This is a genomic window from Streptomyces sp. NPDC007025, from assembly GCF_042869455.1.
GTDB lineage: Bacteria > Actinomycetota > Actinomycetes > Streptomycetales > Streptomycetaceae > Streptomyces.
This window is the reverse complement of sequence record NZ_JBIAFT010000006.1, coordinates 455,489-468,033: the sequence shown is the minus strand read 5'-3', so window position 1 is coordinate 468,033 and position 12,545 is coordinate 455,489. Positions and strand designations below refer to the sequence as shown.

At 70.3% G+C, this 12,545-nt stretch carries 11 protein-coding genes; 2 read left to right on the top strand and 9 right to left on the bottom strand.

The genetic code is table 11. The annotated features are described in order from the left end of the window. Positions 1-282: 282 nt before the first annotated feature. From ACFYMO_RS14980 to thyX, 3 genes are all read right to left on the bottom strand, one after another. A complete protein-coding gene (locus ACFYMO_RS14980) occupies positions 283-1,968 on the bottom strand; it encodes a ribonuclease J (RefSeq protein ID WP_366774027.1) in 1,686 nt (561 codons plus the stop codon). Positions 1,969-2,148: 180 nt separating this feature from the next. Continuing rightward, entirely contained in the window at positions 2,149-3,048 is a 900-nt protein-coding gene (gene dapA, locus ACFYMO_RS14975; RefSeq protein ID WP_366774028.1) for a 4-hydroxy-tetrahydrodipicolinate synthase, read from the bottom strand. Positions 3,049-3,328: 280 nt separating this feature from the next. Continuing rightward, positions 3,329-4,066, bottom strand: a complete 738-nt coding sequence (gene thyX / locus ACFYMO_RS14970; RefSeq protein ID WP_366774029.1) for an FAD-dependent thymidylate synthase — start codon at positions 4,064-4,066, stop codon at positions 3,329-3,331. Positions 4,067-4,332: 266 nt separating this feature from the next. Here thyX and ACFYMO_RS14965 point away from each other — a divergent pair, with 266 nt between their 5' ends. Together ACFYMO_RS14965 and ACFYMO_RS14960 are read left to right on the top strand one after the other, a co-directional pair. After that, complete coding sequence (locus ACFYMO_RS14965; protein WP_360303069.1) at positions 4,333-4,569, top strand: hypothetical protein; 237 nt, start codon at positions 4,333-4,335, stop codon at positions 4,567-4,569. A gap of 135 nt (positions 4,570-4,704) precedes the next feature. Further along, positions 4,705-5,277, top strand: a complete 573-nt coding sequence (locus ACFYMO_RS14960; RefSeq protein WP_366774030.1) for a hypothetical protein — start codon at positions 4,705-4,707, stop codon at positions 5,275-5,277. Between the two features lie 45 nt (positions 5,278-5,322). Here the strand turns inward: ACFYMO_RS14960 and ACFYMO_RS14955 are convergent, their stop codons facing one another. The 6 genes from ACFYMO_RS14955 to eccD all read right to left on the bottom strand — a co-directional run bounded on the left by ACFYMO_RS14955 (position 5,323) and on the right by eccD (position 12,490). Continuing rightward, a complete protein-coding gene (locus ACFYMO_RS14955) occupies positions 5,323-5,772 on the bottom strand; it encodes a hypothetical protein (protein ID WP_366774031.1) in 450 nt (149 codons plus the stop codon). Between the two features lie 22 nt (positions 5,773-5,794). Then, positions 5,795-6,547, bottom strand: a complete 753-nt coding sequence (gene dapB / locus ACFYMO_RS14950; protein ID WP_366774032.1) for a 4-hydroxy-tetrahydrodipicolinate reductase — start codon at positions 6,545-6,547, stop codon at positions 5,795-5,797. Positions 6,548-6,620: 73 nt separating this feature from the next. Next, positions 6,621-8,015, bottom strand: coding sequence for a M16 family metallopeptidase (locus ACFYMO_RS14945; RefSeq protein ID WP_388546564.1), 1,395 nt, complete (start codon positions 8,013-8,015; stop codon positions 6,621-6,623). After that, positions 8,012-10,246 (bottom strand): polyribonucleotide nucleotidyltransferase, encoded by a 2,235-nt coding sequence (locus tag ACFYMO_RS14940; RefSeq protein ID WP_366774034.1) that lies wholly within the window; start codon positions 10,244-10,246, stop codon positions 8,012-8,014. Before ACFYMO_RS14940 ends, ACFYMO_RS14945 begins: the two co-directional genes overlap by 4 nt. A gap of 332 nt (positions 10,247-10,578) precedes the next feature. After that, positions 10,579-10,869 carry a 30S ribosomal protein S15 gene (gene rpsO / locus ACFYMO_RS14935; protein ID WP_016470189.1) on the bottom strand — a complete coding sequence of 97 codons (291 nt, stop codon included), beginning with the start codon at positions 10,867-10,869 and terminating at the stop codon, positions 10,579-10,581. A 94-nt stretch (positions 10,870-10,963) separates the two neighbouring features. Continuing rightward, positions 10,964-12,490 (bottom strand): type VII secretion integral membrane protein EccD, encoded by a 1,527-nt coding sequence (eccD, locus tag ACFYMO_RS14930; RefSeq protein ID WP_388546602.1) that lies wholly within the window; start codon positions 12,488-12,490, stop codon positions 10,964-10,966. Between the last annotated feature and the right edge of the window lie 55 nt (positions 12,491-12,545).

Genomic DNA, 12,545 nt, shown 5'->3' with positions numbered 1-12,545 from the left:
CTTTTGGCACGCTGTTGAGTTCTCAAGGAACGGACGCTTCCTTCGAAACCATCTCACTGGTTTCTCCGGACGTTTGCCCTTTCGGTGTCTCCGACCTTACCAGAATCTTGATCCTGCTCGTTTCCGAGCCGATTTCGGATTCCTGGCATCGGGATGGTTCCGGGCCGTAGTGCGCCCGGCTTCCCTTTGCGGTGGAGATGTAAACGTACTGGAGCGGGGCGCCTGGAAGCAAATCGAGGCGCCCCGCCCTCCCGTGGGCCTGTGCTGCGGCCCGACGGGGCGTCAGACCTCGACGACGACCGGCAGGATCATCGGACGCCGGCGGTAGGTGTCCGAGACCCACTTGCCGACCGTGCGCCGCACCAGCTGCTGGAGCTGATGCGTCTCCGCCACGCCGTCCTGGGCGGACTTGGCGAGCGCCTCGTCGAGCTTCGGGATGACCGCGGCGAAGTCGGCGTCGTCGATACCGGAGCCGCGGGATTGCAGATGGGGGCCGCCCACGATCTTACCCGTGGTGCTGTCGACCACGACGAAGATCGAGATGATGCCCTCGTCACCGAGGATGCGCCGGTCCTTGAGGGAGGACTCGGTGACGTCGCCGACGGTGAGGCCGTCGACATAGACGTAGCCGGCCTGCACCTTCCCGGTGATCTTCGCCTTGCCGTCGAGCAGATCGACCACGACGCCGTCCTCGGCGATCACAATGCGGTCGTGGGGCACACCGGTCGCCGCACCCAGCTCCGCGTTGGCACGCAGATGCCGCCACTCGCCGTGCACGGGCATGAGGTTCTTCGGCTGGCAGATGTTGTAGAAGTACAGCAGTTCACCAGCGGAGGCGTGCCCGGAGACGTGGACCTTCGCATTGCCCTTGTGGACGACGTTGGCGCCCCAGCGGGTCAGCCCGTTGATCACTCGGTAGACGGCGTTCTCGTTCCCCGGGATGAGGGACGAGGCCAGAATGACCGTGTCGCCCTGGACGATGCGGATCTGGTGGTCGCGGTTGGCCATCCGGGACAGGGCCGCCATCGGCTCGCCCTGGGATCCGGTGCAGACCAGTACGACCTCGTCGTCCGGCAGGTCGTCGAGGGTCTTGACGTCGACGACGAGACCGGCGGGAACGCGCAGATAGCCCAGGTCCCGGGCGATGCCCATGTTGCGGACCATGGAGCGGCCCACGAAGGCGACCCGGCGGCCGTGCTCGTGCGCGGCGTCCAGGATCTGCTGGATGCGGTGGACGTGGCTGGCGAAGCTGGCCACGATGATCCGCTTCTGGGCGCTGGAGAAGACCTGCCGCAGCACCGAGGAGATGTCGCGCTCCGGCGGTACGAAGCCGGGGACCTCGGCGTTGGTCGAGTCGCTCAGCAGCAGGTCGATGCCCTCTTCACCGAGACGGGCGAAGGCGCGCAGGTCGGTGAGGCGCCCGTCCATCGGCAGCTGGTCCATCTTGAAGTCGCCCGTGTGGACGACCATGCCCGCGGGGGTGCGGATCGCGACGGCCAGCGCGTCCGGGATGGAGTGGTTGACCGGGAGGAACTCGCAGTCGAAGGGGCCGACGCGCTCGCGGTGGCCCTCCTCGACCTCGAGGGTGTACGGGCGGATCCGGTGCTCCTGGAGCTTGGCCTCGATCAGGGCGAGGGTCAGCTTGGAGCCGATCAGCGGGATGTCCGCCTTTTCCCGCAGAAGATAGGGGACGCCGCCGATGTGGTCCTCGTGGCCGTGGGTGAGGACGATGCCGTCGATGTCGTCGAGCCGGTCCCGCAGGGAGGTGAAGTCCGGGAGGATCAGGTCGATGCCCGGCTGCTCCTCCTCCGGGAAGAGGACGCCGCAGTCGACGATCAGGAGCCTGCCGCCGTATTCGAAGACGGTCATGTTGCGGCCGATCTCGCCGAGCCCACCCAATGGGGTGACGCGCAGGCCCCCCTTGGGAAGCTTCGGCGGCGGGCCCAGCTCAGGGTGCGGATGACTCAAAAGACTCTCCTTACCACGCGCGCCACGCACCCGCCTGGGTACGTGGCGCGCGATATTCATGATGCGCACGCAGCGGCACGTGTCGTTCGTGCGTGTCGTGCTTGTTCGGTGAGGCTGCGGCACGGTCCGTCGCGCACGGCAGCCGGTGTCCGGCGGTATGCAGTTGTTGAAGTCTGAGATCTACAGATGTACCCCGCCATGGGCGAGATCGTGCTTGAGCTGCTCCAGCTCCTCCGGGGACAGCTCGACCAGCGGAAGGCGCAGCGGTCCGGCCGGGAGGCCCAGCCGGTCGAGTGCGGCCTTTGTCGTGATCACGCCCTGGGTGCGGAACATGCCGGTGAAGACGGGGAGCAGCTTCTGGTGGATCTCGGTGGCCTTGACGACATCGCCGCTGAGGTGCGCCTCCAGCAGGGCACGCAGCTCCGGTGTGACGACGTGGCCGACCACGGAGACGAATCCGACGGCGCCCACGGACAGCAGGGGCAGGTTGAGCATGTCGTCCCCGCTGTACCAGGCCAGTCCGCTGGTGGCGACGGCCCAGCTCGCGCGGCCGAGGTCGCCCTTGGCGTCCTTGTTGGCCACGATGCGGGGGTGCTCGGCGAGCCGGACGATGGTCTCGGTGTTGATCGGCACACCGCTGCGGCCCGGGATGTCGTACAGCATCACCGGGAGGTCCGTGGCGTCGGCGATCGCCGTGAAGTGCCGGTAGAGGCCCTCCTGCGGGGGCTTGCTGTAGTAGGGCGTCACGGCCAGAAGGCCGTGTGCGCCCGCCTTCTCGGCAGCGCGGGCCAGCTCGAGGCTGTGCGCCGTGTCGTTGGTGCCGGCTCCGGCGACCACGTGTGCGCGCTCTCCTACGGCCTCCACGACCGCCTGGACGAGCTGGGCTTTCTCCGCATCACTCGTGGTCGGGGACTCTCCGGTGGTGCCGTTCACGACGAGGCCGTCGTTGCCGGCGTCCACCAGGTGGGCGGCGAGCTGCTGCGCGCCGTCGAGGTCGAGCGCGCCGTCCGCGGTGAACGGCGTGACCATCGCGGTCAGGACCCGCCCGAAGGGCGTCTGCGGTGTGGAGGTCGGAGCCATAGGGTCCACGCTACTCGCAGCGCGCCCCGCGATGCTCCCTCGGGGCTGTCGATGCGGCGGCAGTCCGGCGGGGAAGCGGTGGCGGTCCGGCGCGGGGGACGGATGAAGAGGGGTCCCGGCACTGCCTGCTCGGGGGTTCAGGCAGTGCCGGGGCCGCAGAATCACCCTAGATGAACTTCTTCAAACGTCGCAATACGGACACTTCCCGGACCCCGCCGACCGGCGGTAGGCCGCTGGGGGCGGGGCCGCCCCGAAGGCCCCGGCCCGGTCGAGGACGGCGTCAGGGTGCGACTCGGCCGTTGGCGTTGAAGGCGGCGTGTGTCAGCGGCATCAGCTTGGCCCACTGCTCCTCCATCAGCTCACCCACCATCTCGATCTCGCGCTGCGGGAAGCTGGGCACCTTGGCCTGCTCGTGCTGGGTGCGCAGACCGAGGAAGTGCATCAGGGACCGGGCGTTGCACGTGGCGTACATCGACGAGTAGAGGCCCACCGGCAGGACCGCGCGGGCGACCTCGCGGGCGACGCCGGCCGCCAGCATCTCCTCGTAGGTCTCGTACGCCCTCCGGTAGACGTCCTCCATGGAGCGGCTCGTGAGCTCGTGCTGCTCCTCGGTCCCGGGGACGAACTCGTACTTCCCCGGACGGCCCTGCTGGACGAGCTTGCGGTCGCTGTCGGGGACGTAGAAGACCGGCTGGAGCCGGCGGTAGCGGCCTGATTCCTCGTTGTAGGACCAGCCGACGCGGTGCCGGTGGAACTCCCGGAAGACGAAGAGCGGGGCGCTGATGAAGAAGGTCAGGGAGTTGTGCTCGAAAGGGCTGCCGTGGCGGTCCCGCATCAGGAAGTTGATCAGCCCCTTGGAGCGCTCCGGGTCCTTGTTCAGTTCGTCCAGGGACTGCTCGCCCGTGGTGGACACCCGGGCCGCCCAGAGGACATCGGTGTCGGACGCGCTGTGCTTCACCAGCTCGACCGTCATGTCGCTGCGGAAACTGGGGGCGGGCGGGGCGGGGGTTTCGGTCACCGGCTGGTCCTTCCACGTGCGTGTGCCAGAGCGGAGCCAGCCTAAGGGGAGGGTCCGACAGCCGGACCACGGCCGACCCGGCAGTCCGTTTTGACCGCTATTAGCAGGACAAACAGCTTGCATGGTGAAGAAACGCAACCCCGGTGACATACCTCGCCGTGCCGGTTGATATTTTTCACACGCGTTCGGCGGCGACGGGCACTCCCGAGCCCGCCCGGACGTTGTCCTCGTAACCGACCAGAACGATCACCCAGGAGCACACCGTCATGTCCCGCCGCGGAGAGTCCGTCCCGTTCGCCTTCATAGCCGAGGCAGACCGGTTCCGCAGCAATGTCACTCCCCCACCCGCAGCACGGCGCAGCTTCCGGGAAGTCGCCGGCAGCGCCCTGGTGGGGCTGACCGTCGTCGCCGGGCTCGTGGGCTCGGTCCTGCTCGGCCTTCCGGCCCTCAGTGAGGACCAGAGCCCCTCGAACAAGCCGCCGGCTGCGGCCGAGGGCCGCTGACCGCGGTGCGGTCACCTCCGGGAACGCCACCCGGGGGTGACCGCACCGACCGGGTCTCGCTAATGTCACCGCTCATACCGCTGCGGCGAGCAGCCGCTGGACAAAACCCTGTCGTGAGCGAGCGAGGACTGTGCCGTGCCCCTGCCCTTTGTGACAGCCGACCGCGAGGATCACGTACTCGCGGCCCAGTCGGTGACCCTCGCCGAGGCCGACCGCGATCTGTGGCGGCGTCCCTACCGTCCCGGCCCCTGCCGGGTCGGCGGCGGCGCACTACTGCTGCTGCTCGCCTCCTACGTACTGTTCTCCGCTCTGATCATCTCGCTGGCCGAGGGGCTGCTGCCCAGCGGCGCGATATGCGCGGGCTGCGGTCTGCTGCTGGTCGTCCTCGCGGTGCGGCTGCTGCGCGCGGGCGTGTGGGTGAGCTCCCACGGGCTGCGCCATGCCGGGCTGCTGCGGACCACCACGCTGCGCTGGTCGGAGGCGGGCAGGCTGCGCACGGTGCAGCGCCCCGTGCGGTGGCTGGGGATGCCGCGCACGGTGCAGGGCGAGGCCCTGGTGCTGGCCCGCACCCCCTCCTCCCGGTCCGCGGACTCGGAACAGGCCGACAGGACGCTGCTCACCAGCCGTAACGCCGACTTCGTCACCCGGCCGCGAGCCTTCGACCGGGCCGCCGACGTCATAGAGAGCTGGGCCGCCGAGTCCCGTTAGTCCCCGGGGCGGCCCCGCGGCCGGAACTCGGCAGCAGGAGCCCGTTCAGTCCCGAGGGGCCGCCGCGTGCAGAGCGATCGCGTGCTGCATCGCCTTGCGGGCGCGGGGGGTGTCCCGGGCGTCGTGGTAGGCGACGGCGAGCCGGAACCAGGAACGCCAGTCGTCCGGCTGTTCCTCCGTCTCGGCCCGGCGCCGGGCGAAGACCTCGTCCGCCGAGGCGCGGTCGATCCGCCCCGAGGGCGTGCGCGCGAGTTCGTCGACCGGGAGACCGCCCTCGGCCTCCAGCAGCCGCGCCAGCCGTCCGGCACGCCGCGCGAACCGGGTGGTGTGCCACAGGAACCAGGCGCCGATGAAGGGCAGCACCAGGACGGCGGCGCCGAAGGCGACGGTGACGGCCGTGCCCTGCTGGATCAGCAGCACACCCCGGCTGCCGACCAGGACGAAGTAGACGACCAGGACGGCGGCCAGGAGGAAGTAGGTGATCTTCGCGCGCATGCTGCTGAGCTCCGTCGTCCGGTCAGTCCAGGTCGAGGAAGTGCTCGAGCCCGAAGGTGAGCCCCGGGGAAGCGGGGACCTTGCGGACGCCCAGCAGCACGCCCGGCATGAAGGAGCTGCGGTGCAGGGAGTCGTGCCGGATGGTGAGGGTCTCGGCCTCGTCGCCGAAGAGGACCTCCTGGTGCGCGACCAGACCCCGCAGCCGCACCGCGTGTACGGGCACACCGTCCACGTCGGCGCCGCGGGCCCCCTCCAGAGCGGTGGTGGTGGCGTCGGGCTGTGCGGGAAGCCCGGCGGCGCCGCGGGCCTCGGCGACGAGCTGCGCGGTGCGCACGGCGGTGCCGCTGGGGGCGTCGGCCTTGCCGGGATGGTGCAGCTCGACGACCTCGACGGACTCGAAGAAGCGGGCCGCCTGCTGGGCGAAGCGCATCGTGAGCACGGCCCCGATACCGAAGTTCGGGGCGATGAGCACACCGGTGCCGGGGGCGGCGGCGAGGTGGGCGCGTACGGTCGCCAGCCGGTCGTCCGTCCAGCCCGTGGTGCCGACGACGGCGTGGATGCCGTGGGCGAGGCAGAACTCCAGATTGCCCATGACGGCGTCCGGACGGGTGAGGTCGACGGCGACCTCGGCGCCCGCGTCGGTCAGCGTCCGGAGCTGGTCGCCGCTGCCCAGCGCCGCGACCAGCTCCATGTCCTCGGCGCCCTCGACGGCCCGTACGGCCTCGGAGCCCATCCGGCCCCTGGCGCCGAGGACAGCGACCCGCAGCTTGCTCATCGTTTTGGTTCCTTACGTGTGAAAGGGGCGATGGGACGGCCTGACCGGCCTCATCAGGCCGCGGCGGACCGGCTCAGGCCACGGCCTCGTGCAGATGGGCTGCCTGGCGGTCGGTGAGCCGCCCGATGGCGGACACCGAGGGGCGGCGGTCCAGTACCTCGCGGGCGACCGCGCGGATGTCGTCGGGAGTGACCGCGGTGATCCTGGCGAGCATCGCGTCGGTGGACATCTGCTCCCCCCAGCACAGCTCGCTCTTGCCGGCCCGGTGCATCAGCGCCCCGGTGTCCTCCAGTCCGAGCACCGTGGAACCGGCGAGCTGCCCGACGGCGCGCCGCACCTCGTCGTCGTCCAGTCCGTGCCGGGCGACGTTCTCCAGCTCCTCGCGGCAGATCTCGAGCACATCGGGCACCTGGCTGGGGCGGCAGCCCACATAGACCCCGAAGAGGCCGCAGTCGGCGTATCCGGAGGTGTAGGCGTAGGTGCTGTACGCCAGGCCCCTCCGTTCGCGGATCTCCTGGAAGAGGCGGGAGCTCATACCGCCGCCGAGCGCCGTGCTGAGTACCGCGAGCGGCCAGCGACGCTCGTCGTGCCGGGAGACGCCGGGCATCCCGAGGACCAGATGCGCCTGCTCGGTCGGCCGGTCCAGGAAGTCGACCCGGCCGCCGGCACGCAGGGTGCGGGTGCCCGAGCGGGGCGCGACCGGGTCGGCGCCCTCGGTGCGCCGCAGCGCGCCGGCCCGGTCGAACGCGGCCCGCACCCGGTTGACGACCTCGGTGTGCGAGAGGTTTCCGGCGGCGGCGACCACCAGCCGGGTGGGGTCGTAGTGCTTCTTGTAGAAGCGGGCCACCTGGTCCCTGGTGAGAGCGTTGACGGTGTCCACGGTGCCCAGCACGGGACGGCCCAGCGGGGTGTCGCCGAACATGGTGTGCGCGAACAGGTCGTGCACGCAGTCGCCCGCGTCGTCCTCGGTCATCGCGATCTCTTCGAGGATGACGCCGCGCTCGGCCTCGACCTCCGCCGGGTCGATGACGGAGCCGGTGAGCATGTCGGAGACGACGTCGATGGCCAGCGGCAGGTCCGCGTCCAGGACCCGCGCGTAGTAGCAGGTGAATTCCTTGGTGGTGAACGCGTTCATCTCACCGCCCACCTCGTCGACCGCCGCGGAGATCTCCAGTGCGCTGCGCCGCTCGGTGCCCTTGAAGAGCAGATGCTCCAGGTAGTGGGTGGCGCCGCTCAGCGCGGGGGTCTCGTCGCGGGAGCCGACGTGCGCCCAGATACCGAAGGTGGCGGAGCGTACCGTCGGCAGCGTCTCGGTGATCACCCGGAGTCCGCCGGGCAGCACGCTCCTGCGGACGGTGCCCGCGCCGTTCTGCCCCGGGATCAGGGTCCGGGTGCGGGTCTTGGGACGGGCGACGGCCCGCCCCGCCGAAGTGGCGGGGCGGGCCGTCGTACGGAACGTACGCGTCACTTCGCGGTCTCGTCCTCGGAGTCGGCGGAGCCCTCGGACTCGCCGCCCTCCTCCTCGTCCAGGACGGGGATCAGGGACAGCTTGCCGCGCTGGTCGATCTCGGCGATCTCGACCTGGACCTTCTGGCCCACGCCGACGACGTCCTCGACGTTCTCCACCCGCTTGCCGCCGGCCAGCTTGCGGATCTGCGAGATGTGCAGCAGACCGTCCTTGCCGGGGAGCAGCGAGACGAAGGCGCCGAAGGTGGTCGTCTTGACGACGGTGCCCAGGTAGCGCTCGCCGACCTCGGGCATCGTCGGGTTGGCGATGCCGTTGATGGTCGAGCGGGCCGCCTCGGCCGCGGGACCGTCGGCGGCACCGATGTAGATGGTGCCGTCGTCCTCGATCGTGATGTCGGCCCCGGTGTCCTCCTGGATCTGGTTGATCATCTTGCCCTTCGGGCCGATGACCTCACCGATCTTGTCCACCGGGATCTTCACGGTGATGATCCGCGGCGCGTTCGGGGACATCTCGTCCGGAACGTCGATCGCCTCGGTCATCACGTCGAGGATGTGCATCCGCGCGTCGCGGGCCTGCTTGAGCGCCGCGGCCAGCACGGACGCCGGGATGCCGTCCAGCTTGGTGTCGAGCTGGAGGGCGGTCACGAACTGCTTGGTGCCGGCGACCTTGAAGTCCATGTCACCGAAGGCGTCCTCGGCGCCGAGGATGTCGGTGAGGGTGACGTAGTGCGTCTCCCCCTCGACGTCCTGCGAGATCAGGCCCATGGCGATGCCGGCCACCGGGGCCTTGAGCGGCACGCCGGCGTTCAGCAGCGACATCGTGGAGGCGCAGACCGAGCCCATGGACGTCGAGCCGTTGGAGCCCAGCGCCTCGGAGACCTGCCGGATCGCGTACGGGAACTCCTCGCGGGTCGGCAGCACCGGCACCAGCGCACGCTCGGCGAGCGCGCCGTGACCGATCTCGCGACGCTTGGGGGAGCCGACGCGGCCCGTCTCACCCGTGGAGTAGGGCGGGAAGTTGTAGTTGTGCATGTAGCGCTTGCGCGTCACCGGCGAGAGAGTGTCCAGCTGCTGCTCCATACGGAGCATGTTCAGCGTGGTGACGCCCAGGATCTGCGTCTCGCCGCGCTCGAAGAGCGCCGAGCCGTGCACTCGCGGGATGGCCTCGACCTCGGCGGCCAGCGTACGGATGTCCGTGACGCCGCGGCCGTCGATGCGCTTCTTCTCCTTGATGACGCGCTCGCGCACCAGGGTCTTGGTCAGCGACCGGTAGGCCGCGGAGATCTCCTTCTCGCGCCCCTCGAACTGCGGGAGCAGCTTCTCGGCGGCCAGCGCCTTGACGCGGTCCAGCTCACTCTCGCGCTCCTGCTTGCCCGCGATGGTCAGCGCCTGGGCGAGCTCGTCGCGGACGGCCGCGGTGAGGGCCTCCAGGATGTCGTCCTGGTGGTCCAGGAAGATCGGGAACTCGCCGGTGGGCTTGGCGGCCTTCGCGGCGAGGTCGGCCTGTGCCTTGCACAGCACCTTGATGAACGGCTTCGCAGCCTCCAGACCGGCGGCGACGACCTCCTCGGTCGGCGCCTCGGCACCGCCCTTGACCAGCTCGATGGTCTTCTCGGTGGCCTCGGCCTCGACCATCATCACGGCCACGTCGCCGTCGGGCAGCACCCGGCCCGCGACGACCATGTCGAAGACGGCGTCCTCCAGCTCGGAGTGGGTCGGGAAGGCGACCCACTGGCCGTTGATCAGGGCGACACGGGTGCCGCCGATCGGGCCGGAGAAGGGAAGCCCCGCGAGCTGCGTGGAGCAGGAGGCGGCGTTGATGGCGACCACGTCGTAGAGGTGCTCGGGGTTGAGCGCCATGATCGTCTCGACGATCTGGATCTCGTTGCGCAGGCCCTTCTTGAACGAGGGGCGCAGCGGGCGGTCGATCAGCCGGCAGGTGAGGATCGCGTCCTCGGACGGGCGGCCCTCACGGCGGAAGAAAGAGCCGGGGATCTTGCCGGCCGAGTACATCCGCTCCTCGACGTCGACCGTCAGAGGGAAGAAGTCGAGCTGGTCCTTGGGCTGCTTCGAGGCGGTGGTCGCCGACAGCACCATGGTGTCGTCGTCCAGGTAGGCCACGGCCGAGCCTGCGGCCTGCTTGGCCAGCCGACCGGTCTCGAAACGGATCGTGCGGGTGCCGAAGGAGCCGTTGTCGATGACGGCCTCGGCGTAGTGGGTCTCGTTCTCCACCAGGAATATCTCCTCGTCTGCGTCCGCCGCTCGTCCGCGGCGGACTGTGTACTCAGGAGCGCTCCCGGTGCGGGCCGGTCTTCGATCGAAGCTCCCGGCGGTCCCGCGGATTCGCCGCGGGTCCCGGGGGCCACTACCGAGGACCGGCGTCTCGGGTGCGCTCCTTGTCCATGCTGTCAGTGATGTCTGTCCGGCTTCGTCTCGCGTGGACCAGACTACAAAGCTTCCACGCTCCGCGAGAGGCCGTCGTACTGCGTTACGGCGAGCTGCCGTACTGCGATACGGCGAAGGGAGCGGCCCCCGGGTCCGGGAACCGCTCCCTTCGTCATGTGCTAGCGGGCGCCCGCCGCGCCGCGGCGGATGCCGAGGCGCTCGACCAGCGCGCGGAAGCGCTGGATGTCCTTCTTGGCCAGGTACTGCAGCAGGCGGCGGCGCTGGCCGACCAGCAGCAGCAGACCACGGCGCGAGTGGTGGTCGTGCTTGTGGGTCTTCAGGTGCTCGGTCAGGTCGCTGATGCGACGGGAGAGCAGCGCCACCTGGACCTCGGGGGAGCCGGTGTCACCCTCCTTGGTGGCGAACTCGGAGATGATCTGCTTCTTCGTCGCGGCGTCGAGAGACGACACTCGTACTCCTCAGGGATTCCAGCCGCCGAGCGCCCCTGGTCTGCTTCACAGGGGAGACTTCGATACTCGGGAGGCCGGTACAGGGTACCAGTGGCTAGCTGGTGAGACTGCGGGCCGCCGAGTAGACCTGCATCACGGCCAGGCACAGCGGAATCAGGGTGAGCAGGACGAACGTCTCCAGGATCTCCACGAACCGGCCCCAGAACGGTGTCACACCCTTGCGGGGGACGGCCAGCCCGACGGCGACGGCCAGCACGGCCGCCATGGCGAGCGCGGCGCTCAGCCACACGGTGCGCAGCGCGTCGCCGTCGGCGGGGAAGTCTCCCGCCAGCCCGGCACCGAGCAGCAGCAGGGCCGCCAGCCCGGCCGCCAGCGCGCTGCTGACCTGGGAGGTGTAGCGGAAGAGGCGGGCCCGCAGCAGCATCGCCAGCCCCGTGGCGAGGGCGAGCAGCTGCCCCCAGCCCGAGGCGGAGAAGCTGAGCACGGCGGTGGAGACGACGACCACGGCCGCGCAGCCGCCGACCAGGCCGACCAGCAGCTCGTGGCCGCGCCGCGCCTGTGCCGCGATCCGCTCACCGTCGATCGGGCCCTGGGTCTCGGGGGCGGCGTCCGGGTCGGCGTCGTAGTCGCTCATCCGGGTGCGGGTGGCCTCGAAGCCGATGGGCAGCCGGGCGAAACGGGTCGAGAGGCTCGGCAGGAAGGCGAGGACGCCGACGGCGACCGGCGCGCAGACGGCGGCCGTCTCCGTCGGAGGCAGATCGGCGACGATCGCGATGAAGGTGATCACGGTGCCGATGGTCGCGGTGAAGGCGGCGGCGACGAACGGGCCGTCCCCGTCGGGGGTGAGCGCGATCAGCAGGGTGGCGGCCAGCAGGACGGTCACACAGCCGAGGAGGAACTGCAGCTTGCCGATGCCCAGCCCGTCCTCCAGGGGCAGCAGGCCGCTGCCCGCCACCATGAGGTGCGGCATGGCCGCCAGGCCCAGGGTGATCGAGGTGGGGCGGTCCTCGTAGACGCGGGCGCGTACCGCGGACAGCGCCACCAGCAGCACTCCGGTGACGGCGGCCAGGACGCCGGCGAGTCCGTGCATGTCGTGGCCGGCCGGGTCGGAGAACCACAGCACGACCCCCATCAGCGACAGCAGCACCCCGGCGCCGATCAGTCCGGCGGCACGCATCATGTCGTCGCCCCACAGCCGCCGGTCGCGGGTGACGGCCGAGGCGACAGCGTCGGAGACGTCGTCGAAGACGGCGGGCGGCAGCGACTCCGCGAACGGGCGCAGGCTCAGCACCTCGCCGTCCAGGATGCGCTGGGCGGCGAACGACCGGGAGCTGTCCAGGACCGTGCCGTCGCGGCGCACCAGGTGGTAGCCGACGGGTGCCCCCTCGGCGGGGGTCTGGCCGGAGAGCCGCAGAATCTCGGGGTGGAGGTCGGCGACCGGGATGTCCTCGGGCAGTGCGACGTCGATCCGGCTGTCGGGGGCGACGATGGTCACCCGGCTGAAACCGGTGTCCAGTGCCGATCCGGCCGCCCGGCCGGACCCACCGGCCGCGCCTCGGGCCCCGCCGGATCCCGGCTGCCCGCCGGATCCGGTGGCCGCGGCGGAAGCCGTCGTACTCACCTGTGTGTCCCCCTCGAAGATCCTGCTGAGCACCTGCTCGACAATGGGCTGTGCA

Excerpts from the sequence above, each read along its gene's own strand:
- dapB (WP_366774032.1), bottom strand. The coding sequence starts at position 6,547 with ATGAGCAAGCTGCGGGTCGCTGTCCTCGGCGCCAGGGGCCGGATGGGC.
- ACFYMO_RS14955 (WP_366774031.1), bottom strand. The coding sequence starts at position 5,772 with ATGCGCGCGAAGATCACCTACTTCCTCCTGGCCGCCGTCCTGGTCGTC.
- ACFYMO_RS14965 (WP_360303069.1), top strand. The coding sequence starts at position 4,333 with ATGTCCCGCCGCGGAGAGTCCGTCCCGTTCGCCTTCATAGCCGAGGCA.
- dapA (WP_366774028.1), bottom strand. The coding sequence starts at position 3,048 with ATGGCTCCGACCTCCACACCGCAGACGCCCTTCGGGCGGGTCCTGACC.